The sequence below is a fragment of the Phaeobacter sp. CECT 5382 genome (genome assembly GCF_001457775.1).
Lineage (GTDB): Bacteria > Pseudomonadota > Alphaproteobacteria > Rhodobacterales > Rhodobacteraceae > Pseudophaeobacter.
This window is the reverse complement of record NZ_CYSG01000004.1, coordinates 20714-39303: the sequence shown is the minus strand read 5'-3', so window position 1 is coordinate 39303 and position 18590 is coordinate 20714. Positions and strand designations below refer to the sequence as shown.

Sequence of the window (18590 nt, the reverse complement as noted above, 5' to 3'; positions counted from 1 at the left end):
CAGCACTGCGGCTGCCCCTTCTTCTTCTCCGTTTCACTCAGATAAAGAAAACGCATGGGGCCTGTTCGCTGTCAGCATTGTTGCCGAGCCCAAGGGGAGGAGCAGCCGGAGGTTTGGCCAGCGGGCCCGCCTAGCTGCAGGCAAGGCCTGTCGCCAAGGCCACAGCACCACGACGACTACCAACCACCTGCACGCGCCCAACGGCACGGCACCCTGTTTCCTCGACCACCATAGTGCGAAATTCTTCTGGCGCGATCTCGGGCAGGTTTCCAATCACGCTGCGCTTGGGCACGCTCAGCACCGCCAGCCCAGTCCGGTCAGCCCGCATCAATGACAAGGCCAAGGTGCGCCCCAGAAATTCGATCACTCTGAGCTGACTGCCCGGTGCCATCACCTCAGCCACATCTCTTCCCCCGGATAACTCGCCTTCAATCTCTCTGGGGGTTCCAAAAGCCATGATTTCTGATTTCACGGTCTCAGCCAGCGGAGTGCCAAGTGACCGTTCCGTTATCTGCGGCGGCAGAGGCACGCCATTCGCCAGAACCGGGACCGAACCAGGTCCCGAAACAAAAATCAACGCAGCACCAAAGATCATATACTTAAACAAGGCATCACCCACTTCACAGATCTACTCACCCTACAAGACTAGCGAATAAATGAGGCGATTCAGAGCCACATCCCATTGTAAGTATTGAACCTTTTCCTATCATTCCTATCAATTTTTAAGGTTTCTTGCGCCGTTGGCATGGTGGTGGCAACGCCTGATTTTGTCCGCTTCAGCCGACAATCACTTGAAGCCTAAAGGAATTTCCAGAGGCTAGTGTTGGCACCAATGCCTCCCTGCGGCCCGACAACAAAAAAGGGCCACGCAAAACGTGACCCTTTTAAACAATTCCGAGCAAGACTGGCTTACTTGATTTTGCCTTCTTTATATTCGACGTGCTTGCGTACAACGGGGTCGTACTTACGAATAACCATCTTTTCGGTCATGGTACGCGCGTTTTTCTTGGTCACGTAGAAGTGGCCGGTGCCCGCGGTCGAGTTCAGGCGGATCTTGATTGTGGTAGGCTTCGCCATGGTGCTTCTCCTGCGTCCGAAAAGGCAGGGAGCCTCTCGGTAAATTCCTATACGAGCGTGGCTTGTACCCGCCCCAGCCCCCAAGTCAATAGGATTCCCGTAGCTTTGCTGTGGAATTATAGCTCCGGAGCCGTTTTCCTGTTGCCTCGCCCTGCAAACGACGCCCCAATCAAACTGTTGGCCGATGTCGACTCGGAGCTAGCCTTTAACTTACGTCCACTTGTTTGCCTCCTATCGCTATTGCTACCTGCAAAGACCTTCCGTGGAATGCGATACTGGCCAGACACAGCTTTGTTTCTGGCGCGTGTTTTCAAATCATTCGTTGTGAGGTCCGTTCCCATGTCCGCCAAAACCCATATGGTGCTTTACGCCTTCATCACTTTTGCCCTGCTGCCCATCCCTGCGCTATCTGATGATTTCGCCAGGATCACCACCAAACAGCAGTACCTAGACCTGGTCGCCGGCAAACGGTGGTACCTAGGAGACGGCTATGCCGTTTCCAAACGCAATGGCAGGATGACCGGAGAATTTGGTGGCGAAAAACTCAAAGGCGCCTGGGCCTGGCGTGGTGATATGTGGTGTCGCACCCTGCAAACCCACGCCAAAAACACAGATTGCTTGATCCTGTCGATCAATGGCAACCAACTACGGTCGGTCCGCAAACAGGGTGAAGGTGACACACTCACCTTTACCAGCAATTAGTCAGGCAGCCAGCACCCTCCGTAGGAAAACCGTGAGAATCCGCGACAAGCCGCATCAGGCAATGCGCCATTACAATGAACAACGCAAAGAGGCGGTCGAAAATGCGCGCAGAAGGCCTGTAAGCCGGATTTTGTCCCAGGGCTTGCGCCCCTTGGACGACCATTCCTCTGCGGCGCATATTGCTATGCACCTCTAGCTGCCAACCCGGTCCCTCTCGGCTAAAGCAAGCCTAGCGGCGGTTTCGGCTTGCACCGACCTGCCCGCGCGGGGACCCTATTTGGCATTGCTCCCGGTGGGGCTTGCCGTGCCACCCCTGTTGCCAGCGGCGCGGTGGGCTCTTACTCCACCGTTTCACCCTTACCACGTCTGCTCCGTTTGCCTTGACGGCTCCCGGGACGTGGCGGTCTGTTTTCTGTGGCGCTATCCGTCGGGTCACCCCGCCCGGGCGTTACCCGGCACCGTTGCTTTAGGGAGTCCGGACTTTCCTCGCAAAAGGCGCACCTTCCGCGCGGCCGTCCAGCCTTCTGCGCGCCGACCAGTTAGGCTGAGTGGTGCAGCGCGTCAAGAGCAACCACGCCAGCACCAATCGAAAGCCGTCCTGTACTGATTTGGAATTGGTAAGGATCAGCTGGTCAGCGCCTGTAACAGCGCCATATCTGCCGCACAGAGTGGTCCGCGCCGCATTGGTGCATGGCGCAGCCGCAACGCCTGCAAAAGATCGTCCTGCGAGGCCGCAGCACTATAGCCTGCCGCAGCCACCAATGTGGAGAATTCAGCGCCCTCGGAGCTCTCGTCAGTCACCGCCGGTGTCGCCCGCGCCAAACCAAGGATGGCGAGCCGCGCCCAGTCGAAGCGCGGGCCCGGGTCCACCTTGCGCCCCGGCGCCATGTCGGAATGCCCAATTACAGCTGTAGCCGACAGGGACCAACGTTTCAAAATCCGGTGTAGCAGCGCCTCCAACACCACTATTTGTGGCTCCGAAAATGGATGATCGCCCGTATTATCCAACTCGATCCCGATCGAGCGGGAGTTGATATCATCCAGACCGCCCCATTCCCCGGCACCGGCATGCCAGGCGCGCTGGTCTTGTTCGACCATCTGCCAAAGCTGCCCCTGCTTGCCAATCAGATAATGCGCAGAAACTTCCGCCTGCGGATCACACAGCCGCGCAAGCGCTGCTTCGGCACTCTCCATTGCAGTATAGTGGATGACCACCAGTTCGGGTTTCAAACCGTCCCGCCGCGGGCCAAAATTGGGGCTAGGGCACCAGATAGCCTCAGGCACAGACATCAACTCAGGTGCAGACATCAGGAGTTGCTGCGCACCGCCAACCTGTAGGGGCTGGGATCCCAGCTGCAGGCAAAGCCGTCGCCATCAGGATCCAATGCTTGACGATCCCGCTGGGGACCGCCCTCTTGCAGAAAGGCAATCTGGGCCAGTTCCGGCGAGGAAAATCCAGCGCAGTTGCGGGCCGAACGGGACCGCAGATTGATGCCCGCCCGACTATAGAGCTTGGTCCCGCGGGCATGCGTGGTGCTCAACGCATATTGCACGATGTTTGGATCTCGCCTGCCGGTTTGCGCGGGCAAGGCCGTCGGCTCGATCTGCTGATACTGCGATCGCTGTCGCTGCAGGCGCTCCGCATCGCTTTCGATGGTTTGGCGGGCAGCGACAGCCTCAAAACTGTTTTCGTCAGACAGCCCCGGATTGCCCAGCAATTGCGGCGCCGGGTTCGAAGGGCTGGCCTCAAGCGGAGCCTGACCCGAATTGCTGCGCGAGGCCAGCAGAGCGGCCTGCGTTTCCGAGGCGATATCAGCACTGTTGGGCGTCGCACCATAGCTCGACGCGACGCTACTGGACCCCGGGCTGCGCGGCGCAGGCGGCAGTGGCGCATTGGTCAACGGCAGCGTCTCGCTCGACACGCGCACTGGTGGCACCAGAGGATCACCATTGATCGTTGTCCCCGCCGCCGGTGGCGGCGCAAAGGGATCACCATCGATGCCGACACCGGCGGCACTATCAGGCACCTGCGGGCTACAGGCCGCCAGGGCAAGGATACTGCCGGTGGCAGCAAGAGTAACGAGGACGCGCATTGGGACTACCTGCTTATCTGCTCTTCTTTGAGCAGAAGTTTACCACCAATTGCCCGGCTTTGCCACAAATCCTGTGGATTGTTCCAGCGCATAGGCGGTGTTCAGCAGATCCCCCTCTTCCCAGGGACGACCAATCAGCTGCAGCCCCAGTGGCAACCCCTGACTGTCGAGCCCGGCTGGTAGCGCAATGCCCGGAAGGCCAGCAAGGTTTACCGTAACGGTAAAGACGTCGAGCAGATACATAGCAACAGGATCGGCATCCGACATTTCACCCAGGCCAAAGGCTGCAGAAGGAGTGGCCGGGGTCAGGATCGCGTCAACACCCGCGGCAAAGACGTTTTCAAAGTCCTGCTTGATCAGGCTGCGCACCCGGCGCGCACGGTTATAATAGGCGTCATAAAAGCCGGCCGACAGCACATAGGTGCCAACCATGACCCGGCGCTTTACCTCATCGCCAAACCCGGCGGCGCGGGTTTTTTCATACATTTCAGTGATGCCATCACCTGCTTCAAGTGCCGCACGCATGCCGTAGCGCACGCCGTCATAGCGCGCCAGATTGGACGAAGCCTCGGCTGGGGCAATGACGTAGTAGGCCGGCAGGGCGTATTTGGTATGCGGCAGCGAAATATCTACGATCTCGGCACCTGCGGCCTTCAGCATCGCCGTGCCTTCGGACCAGAGCTTTTCGATCTCGGCGGGCATGCCCTCCATGTGGTATTCCTTGGGGATACCGATCTTTTTGCCGCGAATGTCGCCGGTCAGCATGGCCTCGAAATCTGGCACCGCCAGATCGGCGCTGGTGCTGTCCTTTGGGTCATGGCCCGACATTGCCTCGAGCATGATAGCCGCGTCGCGCACAGATTTGGTCATTGGCCCTGCCTGATCCAGCGAGGAGGCAAAGGCCACAACACCCCAGCGCGAACACCGCCCATATGTGGGCTTGATGCCAACCGTGCCGGTAAAGGCTGCTGGCTGGCGGATCGAGCCGCCCGTATCGGTGCCGGTTGCCGCAAGGCAAAGGTCTGCGGCCACAGCTGCGGCAGAACCACCAGAGGAGCCACCGGGGGTCAAGGGTGTTTCGTCATTGCCACGCCGCCAGGGACTGACGGCATTGCCATAGGCCGAGGTCTCGTTCGACGAGCCCATGGCGAATTCATCCATGTTCAGCTTGCCCAGCATCACAGCACCTGCATCGGCCAGCTGTTGCGACACGGTAGATTCGTACTCCGGCACAAAGCCTTGGAGAATGTTGGAGGCTGCCTGGCTGGCGACACCCTTGGTGCAGAACAGGTCCTTGATGCCCACGGGCAGACCACACATCGCAGGTGCTTCGCCCTGTTTCAGGCGTGCATCCGCTGCAGTAGCGCGCTCCAGCGCGATTTCCGGTGTTTTATGTACAAAAGCGTTCAGCGCATCGGCCTTGTCGATCGCCGCGAGGCAGGCCTCTGTCAGCTCTACCGAAGACGTTTCGCCCTTGCGCAGTGCATCGCGCGCCTCAGCCAGGCCCAGTTTGTTCAGATCGCTCATGTCTTACTCCACCACTTTGGGGACAGCGAAAAAGCCTTCGCGGGCATCGGGGGCATTGGCCAGGATTTTTTCCTGCTGATTGCCATCATTGACCACATCCGCGCGCCGTTTAAGCCGCTGCGGCGTGACAGAGGTCATAGGTTCAACCCCTTCCACATCGACTTCGTTCAGCTGTTCGATGAATTCCAGGATCGTGTTGAACTCGGCGGCCAGGGCTGGCAGCGCCTCGTCTTCAACCTTGATCCGGGCCAGTTTGGCAACTTTGGCGGCTGTATTTTGGTCAATCGACATGGAAACCCTCATCTCGTGTTCAAGGTGGCATTTACCGGGGCCTTGCGCGCGCTGCAAGTCTGACCGCTGCAAGCAATGCAGGTTTCTGTGGAATATACTCCAGTCGGAGCAGCTTTTGCGCCCTTGCCGAGCCCCAACCGGGACTGCCGCCACTTGTTTCCGAACTCCAGCCACCTCGCCCAGCTGCGTCCATCTGCACCCAGGACACCACGTCAGACAGATCTGTCATGGAAATGCTCCGGATCCCAGATAAGCTGTGCAAAAGTACGTAAATCGCGACCATCGCGACAAATGGGAGATGGAATCATGAAAGTTATCTGGCTGGGGCATGGCAGTTTCCGCATAGAAACCGGCGACAAGGTTATGCTGATCGACCCCTGGCTCTCCGGCAACCCCGCCCTAGGCGACGACCAACACGAGGCAGCACTGGCCGGTGCCACGCATATTGTCTTGACCCATACCCATTTCGACCATGTAGTCGATGTGCTGCCGCTGGCCAAGCAGCTTAAGATTCCGGTGGTTGGCCAATATGATCTGATGGGGTTTTGGGGCGAAAGCGAAGGCATTGAAACGGTGGGGTTCAACAAGGGCGGCACGGTGGATCTCGGCGGCGTCAGGCTTGCTATGGTTCCGGCCTCGCACAGCTCCACCTTCACCACCGAAGAGGGGCTGCGCGCCAGTGGATCCGAAGTTGGCTATATGCTGATGGCCGAAGGCAAAACCATCTACATTTCAGGCGATACTGGCATCATGGCCGACATGGACTGGATGGGCGACTATTTCAAACCCGACGTGGGGATCCTGAGTGCGGGCGGGCATTTCACCATGGACATGGCGCAGACGGCCTATGCGGCAAAGCGATATTTCGACTTTGAAATCGTCATCCCCTGCCACTACAAAACCTTTCCACTGCTGGAGCAGGATGCCAGGGCCCTCAAGGCGGGCCTTCCCGGCGTCAAAGTGATTGAGCCGGAAATCCTGACTGCGATCGAGATCTAAAAAGCAAAACTTTCCTGCCCGCCACGGCTGCTTTTGACACAGCAACGGTGGCCGTTGGGCGTCGCGCGCTTTGTGCCTGCAAGGCTCAAAGCGCGCGAGTCGCTTCGGGCAAAGCCCGAAGCGAAACACCTCTCCCAACAAGCTTCCTTAAGCCTTCTCACTCACGAGATGTTGCCATCAGAATACTTTATCCACCAACAACACGCGGCACTTTAAAAACGTGACGCGCCTCAACGGCCTTGGCCCGACAACAGCATCCAATGGCATGATCATTGATCAACCCCATTGCCTGCATGAAAGCAAAGGCAGTTGTGGGGCCAACAAATTTCCAGCCACGTTTCTTCAACGCCTTAGAAAGCGCCACAGATTCTAGGCTGGTAGTCTGGGTTTGCGGCTCGGCAAGATCATTGGCCTCTGGCTCAAAACTCCAAAAAAATGCCGCCAGAGATCCCGCCTCTGCCACGAGTTCCTGCGCGCGGCGGGCATTGTTGATTGTCGCCTCGATCTTGCCGCGATGGCGGATGATACCCGCATCCTGCAGCAAGCGCTGCACATCGGCCTCGTCAAAATCCGCGACTTTATTCCAGTCAAACCCACAAAATGCGGTACGAAAATTCTCACGCTTTACCAAAATGGTGCGCCAACTGAGGCCAGATTGAAAGCTCTCCAGGCAGATCTTCTCAAACAGGCGAATGTCGTCGCCAACAGGATAGCCCCATTCGGCATCGTGATAGGCATCAAACTCAGGTGCAGATGCGCTCCAGGCGCAGCGGGGCTGCCCATCAGCCCCTTCAATCAATTTCGTCATGCCCGATCTTCCATGCCGTTTCCTCCTTTGTTTCTTTGGGAAAACCTGTTGGTTGCTGGTCAGTCAACAAGGAACACATGACGAAAGCAACACGGAGAAAGCGTAAAACAGAAAGCCGCGAACCAGCTGATCGCGTTATTTCAAGCGCCGCGCGGCAAAAAAGTCTTTCAGGACCTTGGTCGCCTCATCTTCCGCAATAGCTTCATAGACCTCTGGGCTGTGATGCGCCTGGGGATGGGAGAACACGCAGGCCCCATGCGCGACACCGCCAGATTTAGGATCAGAGGCGCCATAGTAAACCCGCGCAATCCTTGCAGCAGCGATAGCGGCAGCACACATGGCGCAGGGCTCCAGGGTCACATAAAGGTCATAGCCCTGCAGCCGCTCCGACCCTTTTGCGGCACAGGCTTCGCGCAGCACCAGAATTTCGGCATGGGCCGTAGGATCAGACAGCTCGCGGGTGCGATTGCCAGCGCGGGCAGCGATGCTCCCATCGGGGGCAATAAGCACAGCCCCAACCGGCACTTCACCACGCAGTGCTGCAGCGCGCGCCTCTTCCAGGGCAATCTCCATATGTGATTTGAACATAGCGGGTTTTCTCTCCATGGCCTTTCCTGCCCCGGAATGGGCGCTTTCGCAAGGCGACGGAATGCTCTATGTCCCGGATCCATGAGCAAAGCACCCGGATCCCCCACAGGCAAAGCCTTTCCCAAGGCCAAAGCCTCCGCCAAACCCGCCGCCAAGGTCGCCGCTAAAGCCGCCCCGAAAGCGCCCGCCAAAGACGATGCCGCCCCGACCGGGGATCGCATCGCCAAAGTGCTGTCGCGCGCAGGTGTTGCCTCGCGTCGCGAAGCCGAGCGGATGATTGCTGAGGGCCGCGTAAAAGTGAACGGCACCCAGATCGACAGCCCGGCGCTGAATGTGACGGATCGCGACCGGATCATCGTGGACGGCAAGCCCCTGCCTCAGGCCGAGGCTCCCCGGTTATGGCTGTACAATAAGCCCGCAGGTCTTGTGACCAGCAACAGCGACGAAAAAGGGCGCCGCACCATCTTTGACGCCCTGCCCGAGGATCTGCCCCGGGTGATGACGGTTGGCCGACTTGATCTCAACTCCGAAGGGCTGCTGCTTCTGACCAATGATGGCGGCATCAAACGTCGGCTGGAACTGCCCTCGACCGGTTGGCTACGCCGCTACCGGGTGCGGATCAATGGCCGCCCCAAGGATGAAGATTTTGAGCCACTGCGTAAAGGTCTGGTGGTCGATGGCGAACGCTTTCAGCCAATGACCGTAGCGCTGGATCGCCAGCAGGGTGCCAATGCCTGGCTCACTATCGGTCTGCGCGAAGGCAAGAACCGTGAAATCCGCCGTGCGCTGGAAGATATCGGCTATACCGTCAACCGGCTGCTGCGGCTGTCTTACGGCCCTTTCCAGCTCGGCTCGCTTAAGCTGGGCGAAGTCGAAGAGCTGCGCCCACGTGTGGTGCGCGACCAACTGGGCCTTGAAGCTGAAGACATGGAAGAAAAACCTGCACCGCGCCCTCAGCGCGGCAAGCCCGGACACAAGGCTGGCGGAAAACCCGCCGGAAAGCCAAGTGGCAGGCCCGTTGGTAAGCCGAGTGGTAAGCCAGCCGGAAAATTCGGTGGCAGGTCTGAAGGGCGTTCTGACGACCGCTCCTCGGCACGCCCGTCAGCCCGTTCAGGGGAAAAGCCCGGATTCACCTCCAAGGCACGATCCGGTGGTAAACCCGGGCAAAATACGCGAAATGCTCAGAACGCTTCTGGCAACGGGCCTCGGCGTGATGGTGCAAAACCCGGATCCAAAGGGCCCAGCTCAAATTCGCGCCCAATCGGCAAAAATCCCCGCCGGTGAGGCGGTTCCGCCAGACTTCCCCCTAGCAAGTGCGTTCTGCATCCCCTAGTTTCTTTATGAAAAGTAAAATGAGCCCTGAAACGAGCTCGGTCGCTTATGCTAAAACTTGTCCTGGGGGGACCTACGTGCAGAAAATCGCCTTTGCCGCTCTGCTATTCCTGATGTTCGGTCTGAGTACCGGCTGGATTGTGGGAGGCTAAAGACATGGCACAACAGTTTGGTGGCAAATACAGCCCTAAAGGCAGCAGCCGCGACAGCGACAAGGCAGCTGCCTCTCGCACCCCCTCCCCCAATGCCGCGAGCCGCAATGCCACCGCAGACCCTGTAGGCCTGCGTGCGAACCTGATGTTCATCCCGGCAGGGCTTTTGCTGCTGCTGTCCATTGCGGACGGGGCCACTGGCCTGGCACTAGGCCTGGTGGCGGCAGCACTGTGGACCGGTGGCGCGCTCTTGTTGCGCGAAGGTCTGCGGGCCAAAGCCGCCTATGACCAGCGCCGGGTCGCGCGTCGACCAGCTCTGCCGCGCAAGATCCTCGCGGCTGTGCTGATCGGGGCTGGCGCGGCTCTGGCGGCCTGGAAAGCAGAACCCGGCCTTTTGATTGCAGCGATCTATGGTCTTGCGGCCTGTGGCTTGCATCTGGCGGCCTTTGGGATTGATCCGCTCAAGGACAAGGGCACCGAAGGCATTGACCAGTTTCAGCAAAACCGGGTTGCCCGCGCTGTTGAAGAAGCCGAATTCAGCCTGGATGCCATGACAGATGCCGCCCTGCGCGCCCGCGACCGCGAGGTCGAGGAACGCGTGGAACAGTTTCAGGCCGTGGCGCGTGAGCTGTTTCGCACTGTCGAAGAAGATCCGCGCGACCTGACCGCCGCCCGCAAATACCTGACGGTCTATTTGCAGGGCGCCAAAGATGCGACAGTGAAGTTTGCCGATATCTACAGCCGCAGTCAGGACTCAGATGCACGTTCAGACTACCTGACATTGCTCACCGATCTGGAGCAGAACTTTGCGGCCCGCACCCGCAAGATGCTGTTGGAAGATCGCAGTGATCTAACCATTGAAATCGATGTGCTGCGCGACCGGTTGCAGCGCGAAGGCGTCCATCTGGATCGCTCTTAACCCATTGCAAGGATAGCCTAGATGTCTGAGACCATTCAAAAGAAAGCCGCCGAAGCCGAAGCCCAGGTTGTCGCCGTAGCTGCACATACATTGCCAGAGCCTGTTGAAGCGGTGCAGCCGCTTGAGGCTGCTACGCCGGAAGTTGGCGCCGAAATCCTGACCCGGATGGGCGAGATCGACATGGGCGACAGCAATTCGATCATCAGCTTTGGCTCTGGTGCGCAGGCGGAACTGCAGACCATCAGCCAGGCGATGCTGGCGGATGTGCGCAACAAAGACGTCGGCCCGGCGGGTGATTCACTGCGCAACATCGTCACCACCATTCGCGGCTTTTCCGTCTCAGAACTTGACGTGCGCCGCAAGCCCAGCTTTTGGGAGCGCCTATTGGGGCGTGCCGCCCCTTTTGCGAAGTTCACCGCCCGATTTGAAACCATTCAGGGCCAGATCGACAAGATCACCGATGATCTGCTGGGGCATGAGCACACCCTGTTGAAAGACATCAAGTCGCTGGATCTTCTCTATGAAAAAACCCTGGATTTTTACAACGAGCTGGCGCTTTACATCGCTGCCGGGGAGGCAAAACTAGCTGATCTGGACTCCAAGGATATTCCGGCACTAGAAGCGGCAGTTGCCGCCGCGCCTGAGGCCGATCAGGTCATCCGCGCGCAGGAATTACGTGACATGCGCGCCGCCCGCGATGATCTGGAACGCCGGGTGCATGATCTCAAGCTCACGCGTCAAGTCACCATGCAGTCACTGCCCTCGATCCGGTTGGTTCAGGAAAACGACAAAAGCCTGGTCACCAAGATCAACTCGACCCTGGTCAACACCGTGCCGCTTTGGGAAACCCAGCTGGCACAGGCAGTTACAATTCAACGCTCTGCCGAGGCCGCCAAGGCCGTCAGTGCTGCCAATGATCTGACCAATGAGCTGCTGACCTCCAATGCGGCCAATCTGCGCCAGAGCAATAAGATGATCCGCGAAGAGATGGAGCGCGGTGTCTTTGACATCGAAGCCGTGAAACAGGCCAATGCCGACCTGGTCGGCACCATTCAGGAAAGTCTGCAGATCGCCGATGAAGGCAAGGCCCGCCGGGCCGCCGCCGAAGCCGAGCTGAAGAAGATGGAAGGCGAGCTGCGCGATACGCTGGCCTCGGCCAAGGCGCGTCGTGATGGTGTGGGTGACAACGCCGGCACCGCCGTTCCCGGCTAATCCAAGGGAGCTGGTTTTGACAGCCCAAGATGTGATGCAACGGATGACTAAGCCTCTGGCGGTGGCGGCCCTCGCGGTGGCCGCCCTTTCGGGGTGTCTGCCCAATGCACAACCTACATCCCTGGTGCCGGAATCACGCCCTGCGGTTGTTCCGGCCGTTGTTAAAGCCCCCTCTGCCGAAAGTGCAGAGCTGCGCAATTATTACCGCGTGCTGCAGCAGGATCTGCTGACGCGGGGCCTGTTGCGTACCGATGGAGGCGGGCCTGAAACGCCCTACAACGCTGACAAACTAGCGGCACATTTCGAAGAGATCGCCTTTTACAATGAATATGCCGGGCGCAGCGGCAGTGCTCTTACCGGCGGGTTGAGCCGGTGGTCAGGCCCGGTGCGGCTGGTCGCCGATTTTGGCCCTTCGGTGCCAGAAAGCCAACGCACCCGTGACGCGCAGGTTCTCAGCAACTATGGCGCCCGTTTGTCGCGCATCACCGGGCATCCGATTTCGGCGACGCAACAACGCGGCAATTTCCACGTGATCTTTGCCGGGGCCGATGATCGCGCCTTTGTGGCCGAAAAGGTCCGCGCCCTGCTGCCCAACCTAAGCGCTGGCGATCTGCAGCTATTTGTGAACCCACCGCGCACCCACTATTGTTTTGTCTTGGCCGGAGGACCACAGGGCGCGCCCTTTGACTATATCCGCGGGGTCGCGCTGATCCGGGCAGAACATCCCGATCTGGTGCGCGATAGCTGCATCCACGAAGAGGTAGCGCAGGGCCTGGGATTGCTGAATGACAGCCCACGCGCGCGGCCCTCGATTTTTAACGATGATGACGAGTTTGCGTTTTTGACCAGCCATGATGAGCTGCTGTTAAAAATGCTTTATGATCCGCGACTGCGCACCGGCATGAGCGCCGACGAAGCGCGACCGATCATTCGCATCCTCGCCCGAGACGTCATGGGTCAGTCGCTGTAACGCAGCCTCAACACCTGATTTAACACCCGATTTGAACGACACAGAAAAAGGACCGGAAAACATGGGCATATTCGACTTTCTCAAAGGCGAATTCATCGATGTCATCCATTGGACCGATGATACCCGCGACACCATGGTCTGGCGGTTCGAGCGCGAGGCGCATGAGATCAAATATGGCGCCAAGCTGACTGTACGCGAAGGCCAGGCTGCAGTTTTTGTCCATGAAGGCCAACTGGCGGATGTCTTTACGCCCGGTCTTTATATGCTTGAAACCAACAACATGCCCGTGATGACAACGCTGCAGCACTGGGATCATGGCTTCCAGTCACCGTTCAAATCAGAGATCTATTACGTCAACACCACTCGTTTCAACAATCTGAAATGGGGGACTAAAAATCCGATCATCTGTCGCGACCCCGAGTTTGGCCCGGTGCGCCTGCGCGCCTTTGGCAGCTATTCGATACGGGTGGTGGATGCCGCGCGCTTTCTGACAGAAATCGTCGGTACCGATGGTGAATTCACCATGGATGAGATCTCCTTTCAGATCCGCAATATCATCGTGCAGGAGTTTTCGCGCGCGGTCGCTGGTTCTGGCATTCCGGTGCTGGATATGGCGGCCAATACCGCAGACCTAGGCAAACTGGTTGCGGCAGAGATTGCGCCAACGCTGGCCGAATACGGGCTGATGATCCCCGAGCTCTATATCGAAAACATCTCGTTGCCACCCGCCGTGGAACAGGCAATGGACAAGCGCACCCAGATGGGCATTGTCGGCGATCTGGGCCGCTACACCCAATTCGCCGCCGCCGAGGCGATGGAGGCTGCCGCCAAAACCCCAAACAGTGGCATGGGGGCCGGCCTTGGCATGGGAATGGGCATGGCCATGGCGCAGCAGATGGGTCAGCAGATGCAGCCCAATGCAGCGGGGCATGCCTCCGGTCCTTGGGGCGCGCGTCCCGCGCCCGCTGCATCAGCCCCGGCACCGCAAGCCGCACCGGCGCAGGTGGCCCCCGTCGCACCACCTCCGCCACCGGTCGAACATGTCTGGCATACCGCCGAAAACGGTGAAACCTCTGGCCCGTTCTCAAAGGCGCGGCTGGGACGCATGGCACAGGAGGGCACACTGACCCGCGAAACCCATGTCTGGACACCTGGCCAAGACGGCTGGAAACGAGCAGAAGACGTGCTGGAGTTGGCGCAGCTGTTCACGATCCTGCCACCGCCACCTCCACCGCCAGCGTCCTGAGCGTTTCTAAATCGTGACCAAACCGGCGTTCATCATCACGGCAGATGTACAGAACCGGGAAGTTGGTTTCCGCCTTGATCTCCGTAGTGTCGAGAATTGACTCCCACTGCGGCGAACAGTCTGCGAGACGATAAAAACCAATAAATTTCAAATAGCTTAGCTTCGGCATTTACCACACACGCCTCTGGGCAAAGAAGGACGACAAGACCGAAATGCCCTGTTATAAGACGACCAAATTGTTTGAAATTCTCCCGGATCTCTCTCTGTGACTGATACGCCGCCGCCCGCCCCCTCATCCGACCTGGAAACACCGCTGGAAACCAACCGGTTTCCTTGCGAACAATGCGGTGCAGACTACCGGTATGACCCGCGTAACGGCAGCCTGACCTGCGCCCATTGCGGTCACACACAGGAGGTCGCGGGCGGACCTTGGCGCAGCGGTGCGCTGCGCGAGCTGGATTTTCAGACCGCACTCTCCGAAGCCCTGCCCGAGGCGGAAATGGAGACTACGCGGGTTTCGACCTGCCCCAATTGTGCGGCGCAAGTAGAGTTCACGGATGAAACCCACGCCCTGGAATGCCCGTTTTGCGCCACACCGGTTGTTGCCGATACCGGTGAGAACCGCCATATCAAGCCCAAGGGTGTTGTGCCCTTTGCCCTGGAAGAACGCGCCGCTCAACAGTCGATGAACGACTGGCTTGGGCGACTTTGGTTCGCCCCCAACGGATTGCAGGCCTATGCCCGCAAAGGCCGTCGGCTGGAGGGAATCTATGTGCCCTACTGGACCTATGACGCCCAAAGCCACAGCAGCTATACTGGCGCACGCGGCACTATCTATTATGTCAGCGAAACTGTCACGGTGGATGGCAAACCGCAGATCCGGCAGGTGGCCAAGACCCGCTGGACCTCCGTCACCGGTCGGGTACAGCGGTTTTTTGACGATGTATTGGTGCTGGCCTCCAAAAGCCTGCCCAAACGCTACACCGATGCGCTGGAGCCCTGGGATCTTTCCGCGCTACAACCCTATCAGCCGCAGTATCTGGCGGGCTTTCGCGCCGAAGCCTATGCTGTTGATCTCGAGGCCGGTTTTCACGAAGCCCGCGCCCATATGGACCGGGTGATTGAGCGCGACGTGCGGTTTGATATCGGTGGCGACAAGCAGCGTATTTCAGATATCGACACCCGGATTTCGAAGGTGACCTTTAAACATGTTCTGCTGCCGGTCTGGATGGCTGCCTACAAATACCGTGGCAAAACCTACCGGTTTGTAGTCAATGGTCAGACCGGACGGGTCCAGGGGGAACGCCCCTATTCTACCTGGAAGATCACCGGGGCTGTGATCCTCGGCCTGATCCTTTTGGGCGTCGCCGCCTATTTTGGATCCCAAAACTAGCTGCTTCATAGTCCAAATCAAGGCACAGCTCCTGCACTCCTTGCCTAGATGGCCACTTCGCCGCCGCCCACAGGAATACACCAAATGACCAATACTCTGCCTACGCTCGACGCGCTGAACCAGCTGTTCGCCACCCGCCACAGCTGCCGCGCCTTTTTGCCAACCGACGTGCCGCAACAGACCATCAAGGATATCCTTGCCTGCGCCCAAAAAGTGCCCTCCTGGTGCAATGCCCAACCCTGGAAATTGACTGTAACCAGCGGCGAAGAGACCAAACGCCTGCGCGAGGCGCTGATGGCGGCAGCGCTCGGTGGCGGGCATGATCCAGACCTACCCTTTCCGACCGCCTATGAAAATGAATACAAATCCCGTCGTCGCGACTGCGGCTGGGCGCTTTATGAAGCAGTTGGAGTCAAAAAGGGCGACCGCGCCGGTTCTGCCCGCCAGATGATGGAGAACTTCTCTTTGTTTGGGGCACCGCATTGCGCCGTTCTGTCCAGTCCTGCGGAACTAGGTGGTTATGGCGCGATGGATTGCGGCGGTTTCGTTGCGGGCTTTACTCTGGCTGCGCAGGCGGCGGGTGTCGCCAGCATTCCGCAGGCAGCTGTCGCCTCCTTTGCGCCGCTGCTGCATGACATGCTGGAAATCCCGGCTGACCGCCAGATCCTGTGCGCCATTTCCTTTGGCTACAGCGATCCTGGCCACCCTGCCAACGGGTTCCGCACCAGCCGCGCTGCGCTTGAAGAATTCACCGACTGGCGCGGCTAGCCTCCGTTTTGAACTCCCTCGGCGCGGTTTTGCAAAAAGGACGAAAACATGCGTGCTCTCATTCAACGTGTCACAGAGGCCTCGGTCAGCGTCGACGGTGACGAAACCGGCGCGATCGGTCCCGGCCTGCTGGTGCTGATCTGTGCGATGCAGGGCGACAGCGCAGCCGAGGCCGACTATCTGGTTCGCAAGATTTCCAAGCTGCGCATTTTTCAGGACAGTGCAGGCAAGATGAACCGCTCTGTTCAGGACATCGATGGCTCGGTTCTGGTGGTCAGTCAATTCACCCTCGCAGCAGACACCCGCAGTGGCAATCGTCCCGGGTTTTCAGCTGCCGCGCCCCCCGCCGAGGGCAAGGTGCTGTACCAGTATTTTGCAGATCAGCTGGCCAAGCTTGACCTGCCTGTGGCCCGTGGATCCTTTGGCGCCGATATGAAGGTTCGCCTGCTGAACGACGGGCCCGTCACCATCTGGATGGACAGCGCAGACCGCTGATCCTGCCCCTTGTAGCTGGCCATATTTCGGGCCATCGATTAGCGATCCGGGACAGGAATCTCTCCCTTTTGAGTGGTCGTTTTCCGCTCAATTTAAGTACAGGGATTCTCTTTACATTTCTGGAATACGCCCACTCTCTGCCCCAGAATGGCTCACCTTTCTGCGCCGCAGCGTCAGAAGTCACAAAAACTTATCCTGAACGAAACATGGGGCCAAAAAGCCGGTTTACCTCACAAATGCGGCATGACACCTTGAGAAGGCGACACCATTCAGAATTCGAGACTTTGCAGAAGTTTCGTCAAACAGGGGGTGTCGTTTTTAAAGCTTGCGAGGTCGCGGCAAATGCGCAAATCTTGGTGCATCATACAAGAATTAGCCGCCGAGATCGCAGATCTGCGATTGCAAGCTGCAGGAACGTCAACTGGGAGACATCGATGAACGATCAACTTCATTATCTGGCACGCCACGCCGCAGCCGGCAAACTGAGCCGCCGCGATTTCATGGCAAAAGCCGCCGCTCTGGGGTTCACCGCCGCTGCTGCCAGCACATTGCTGACCAGCGAAGCGCGCGCCGCAGGTCCTCAAAAAGGCGGCACCATCCGCATGGGTCTGCAGGGTGGCAGCACCACCGACAGCCTTGACCCAGCCCTGTCCACCAATCAGGTTACTCTGATGCTTGTGCGTCTCTGGGGTGAGCCGCTGGTTGAGCTGAACGACGACGGCGGTCTCGACGGCAAAGTTGCCGAAAGCTACGAAGCCTCGGCAGACGCCCGCATCTGGACCTTCAAGATCCGCAAAGGCATCACCTTCTCCAACGGCAAAGCAGTGACCGCAGAAGATGTGGCTGCAACGATGGAACGCCACTCGGGTGAGGATACAAAGTCCGGTGCTCTGGGTATCATGCGCGGCATCAAGAATGTTTCCACCGATGGCGACAATGTTGTCGTTGAGCTGGAGACCCCTAACGCTGACCTTCCCTATCTGATGGCAGACTATCACCTGGTGATCCAGCCCGGTGGCGGCATGGATGACCCGGCTGCTGCAATCGGTACCGGCCCCTACATCATCAAAGATGTCGACATGGGTGTGCGTATCGTCGCCGAAAAGAACCCCAACTACTGGGGCGACATTGGCCACGCCGAAACCATCGAACTGATTGTCATCAACGACAACACAGCACGTGTAGCCGCGCTGCAATCGGGTCAGGTTGACATGATCGACCGGGTTCCCCCACGGACCGCCAAACTGGTTGCCCGCGCGCCCAACATCAACGTGCATTCCACATCCGGCCCTGGCCACTATGTGTTCATCATGCACGCCAACACTGCCCCGTTTGACAACAAAGACGTGCGGATGGCGCTGAAATACGGCATCAACCGTCAGGAAATGGTCGACAAAGTTCTGAACGGCTATGGCTCGATTGGTAATGACAGCCCGATCAACTCGTCCTACCCGATGTTCACCCCATCCGAGCAGCGTGAATATGATCCAGACAAAGCCATGTTCCACATGAAGAAGTCGGGTCACGACGGCGAAATCCTTCTGCGCACCTCCGACAACTCCTTCCCTGGAGCGCCGGATGCATCCGCATTGTTCCAGCAGTCATGTGCCTCGGCTGGTATCAACCTGAACGTCAAGCGTGAGCCAAATGATGGCTACTGGTCCGAAGTCTGGAATACTCAGCCCTTCTGCACCAGCTACTGGGGTGGGCGTCCAACCCAGGACCAGATGTTCACGACTGCCTATCTGTCTACTGCTGACTGGAACGATACGCGCTTCAACAATGAACAGTTCGACCAGTTGCTACTGGCAGCACGTGCCGAGCTGGACACCGCCAAGCGGACCCAGATGTATGCCGACATGGGTGAAATCCAGCGTGATGAGGGCGGTTTGATCTGCCCAATGTTCAACGACTTTGTTGACGCAACATCCGATCGTCTGGACGGCTGGGTCGAGAACGCAAAAGGCTTTGCCCTGATGAACAGCTACTCGCCGATCAGAATGTGGGTAAAGGCATAA

General features: G+C 58.6%; 20 protein-coding genes and 1 other RNA gene. 11 read left to right on the top strand and 10 right to left on the bottom strand.

Annotated elements, in window-relative coordinates; genetic code table 11:
• Positions 1 to 130: 130 nt before the first annotated feature.
• Both PH5382_RS05570 and rpmG read right to left on the bottom strand, forming a co-directional pair.
• Positions 131 to 607, bottom strand: a complete 477-nt coding sequence (locus tag PH5382_RS05570; RefSeq protein ID WP_231751805.1) for a hypothetical protein — start codon at positions 605 to 607, stop codon at positions 131 to 133.
• A 302-nt stretch (positions 608 to 909) separates the two neighbouring features.
• The gene (rpmG, locus tag PH5382_RS05565) at positions 910 to 1077 is read right to left on the bottom strand and encodes a 50S ribosomal protein L33 (RefSeq protein ID WP_008206879.1); all 168 of its coding nucleotides are present in this window, start codon (positions 1075 to 1077) and stop codon (positions 910 to 912) included.
• Positions 1078 to 1416: 339 nt separating this feature from the next.
• Here rpmG and PH5382_RS05560 point away from each other — a divergent pair, with 339 nt between their 5' ends.
• On the top strand, positions 1417 to 1779 hold the full coding sequence (locus PH5382_RS05560; RefSeq protein ID WP_058333378.1) for a hypothetical protein: 363 nt from the start codon (positions 1417 to 1419) through the stop codon (positions 1777 to 1779).
• Positions 1780 to 1882: 103 nt separating this feature from the next.
• Here PH5382_RS05560 and rnpB read toward each other — a convergent pair.
• From rnpB to gatC, 5 genes are all read right to left on the bottom strand, one after another.
• Positions 1883 to 2307: RNase P RNA component class A (gene rnpB, locus PH5382_RS06980), an RNA gene on the bottom strand.
• A gap of 96 nt (positions 2308 to 2403) precedes the next feature.
• Positions 2404 to 3069, bottom strand: coding sequence for an N-acetylmuramoyl-L-alanine amidase (locus PH5382_RS05555; protein ID WP_156414852.1), 666 nt, complete (start codon positions 3067 to 3069; stop codon positions 2404 to 2406).
• A gap of 17 nt (positions 3070 to 3086) precedes the next feature.
• Positions 3087 to 3872 carry a hypothetical protein gene (locus PH5382_RS05550; RefSeq protein ID WP_058333376.1) on the bottom strand — a complete coding sequence of 262 codons (786 nt, stop codon included), beginning with the start codon at positions 3870 to 3872 and terminating at the stop codon, positions 3087 to 3089.
• A 39-nt stretch (positions 3873 to 3911) separates the two neighbouring features.
• Positions 3912 to 5399: an Asp-tRNA(Asn)/Glu-tRNA(Gln) amidotransferase subunit GatA gene (gene gatA / locus PH5382_RS05545; RefSeq protein ID WP_058333375.1), complete on the bottom strand. Its 1488-nt coding sequence runs from the start codon at positions 5397 to 5399 to the stop codon at positions 3912 to 3914.
• A 3-nt stretch (positions 5400 to 5402) separates the two neighbouring features.
• On the bottom strand, positions 5403 to 5690 hold the full coding sequence (gene gatC, locus PH5382_RS05540; protein ID WP_058333374.1) for an Asp-tRNA(Asn)/Glu-tRNA(Gln) amidotransferase subunit GatC: 288 nt from the start codon (positions 5688 to 5690) through the stop codon (positions 5403 to 5405).
• 306 nt (positions 5691 to 5996) lie between these two features.
• On the opposite strand from gatC, the gene PH5382_RS05535 reads away from it, so the two are divergent.
• A complete protein-coding gene (locus tag PH5382_RS05535) occupies positions 5997 to 6689 on the top strand; it encodes a metal-dependent hydrolase (RefSeq protein WP_058333373.1) in 693 nt (230 codons plus the stop codon).
• Positions 6690 to 6876: 187 nt separating this feature from the next.
• Here PH5382_RS05535 and PH5382_RS05530 read toward each other — a convergent pair whose 3' ends face one another.
• Entirely contained in the window at positions 6877 to 7497 is a 621-nt protein-coding gene (locus tag PH5382_RS05530; RefSeq protein ID WP_058333372.1) for a DNA-3-methyladenine glycosylase I, read from the bottom strand.
• A gap of 135 nt (positions 7498 to 7632) precedes the next feature.
• Entirely contained in the window at positions 7633 to 8103 is a 471-nt protein-coding gene (locus PH5382_RS05525) for a nucleoside deaminase (RefSeq protein ID WP_231751804.1), read from the bottom strand.
• 63 nt (positions 8104 to 8166) lie between these two features.
• On the opposite strand from PH5382_RS05525, the gene PH5382_RS05520 reads away from it, so the two are divergent.
• From PH5382_RS05520 to PH5382_RS05500, 5 genes are all read left to right on the top strand, one after another.
• A complete protein-coding gene (locus tag PH5382_RS05520) occupies positions 8167 to 9369 on the top strand; it encodes a pseudouridine synthase (RefSeq protein WP_058333370.1) in 1203 nt (400 codons plus the stop codon).
• A 204-nt stretch (positions 9370 to 9573) separates the two neighbouring features.
• Positions 9574 to 10488: a 5-bromo-4-chloroindolyl phosphate hydrolysis family protein gene (locus PH5382_RS05515; protein ID WP_058333369.1), complete on the top strand. Its 915-nt coding sequence runs from the start codon at positions 9574 to 9576 to the stop codon at positions 10486 to 10488.
• Between the two features lie 21 nt (positions 10489 to 10509).
• Complete coding sequence (locus PH5382_RS05510) at positions 10510 to 11700, top strand: toxic anion resistance protein (RefSeq protein WP_058333368.1); 1191 nt, start codon at positions 10510 to 10512, stop codon at positions 11698 to 11700.
• 43 nt (positions 11701 to 11743) lie between these two features.
• Positions 11744 to 12670 (top strand): DUF2927 domain-containing protein, encoded by a 927-nt coding sequence (locus PH5382_RS05505; protein WP_058333367.1) that lies wholly within the window; start codon positions 11744 to 11746, stop codon positions 12668 to 12670.
• A gap of 61 nt (positions 12671 to 12731) precedes the next feature.
• Positions 12732 to 13916 (top strand): SPFH domain-containing protein, encoded by a 1185-nt coding sequence (locus PH5382_RS05500; RefSeq protein ID WP_058333366.1) that lies wholly within the window; start codon positions 12732 to 12734, stop codon positions 13914 to 13916.
• On the opposite strand, the gene PH5382_RS19700 is transcribed toward PH5382_RS05500, so the two are convergent.
• Complete coding sequence (locus PH5382_RS19700; protein WP_156414840.1) at positions 13876 to 14085, bottom strand: hypothetical protein; 210 nt, start codon at positions 14083 to 14085, stop codon at positions 13876 to 13878. The genes PH5382_RS05500 and PH5382_RS19700 overlap by 41 nt on opposite strands.
• A 96-nt stretch (positions 14086 to 14181) precedes the next feature.
• Between PH5382_RS19700 and PH5382_RS05495 the strand changes: the two genes are divergently transcribed.
• From PH5382_RS05495 to PH5382_RS05480, 4 genes are all read left to right on the top strand, one after another.
• Positions 14182 to 15309 carry a TFIIB-type zinc finger domain-containing protein gene (locus tag PH5382_RS05495; protein ID WP_058333365.1) on the top strand — a complete coding sequence of 376 codons (1128 nt, stop codon included), beginning with the start codon at positions 14182 to 14184 and terminating at the stop codon, positions 15307 to 15309.
• Between the two features lie 84 nt (positions 15310 to 15393).
• A complete protein-coding gene (locus PH5382_RS05490; protein ID WP_058333364.1) occupies positions 15394 to 16077 on the top strand; it encodes a nitroreductase in 684 nt (227 codons plus the stop codon).
• Positions 16078 to 16125: 48 nt separating this feature from the next.
• A complete protein-coding gene (gene dtd, locus PH5382_RS05485) occupies positions 16126 to 16572 on the top strand; it encodes a D-aminoacyl-tRNA deacylase (RefSeq protein WP_058333363.1) in 447 nt (148 codons plus the stop codon).
• Between the two features lie 434 nt (positions 16573 to 17006).
• Complete coding sequence (locus PH5382_RS05480; RefSeq protein ID WP_058333362.1) at positions 17007 to 18590, top strand: ABC transporter substrate-binding protein; 1584 nt, start codon at positions 17007 to 17009, stop codon at positions 18588 to 18590.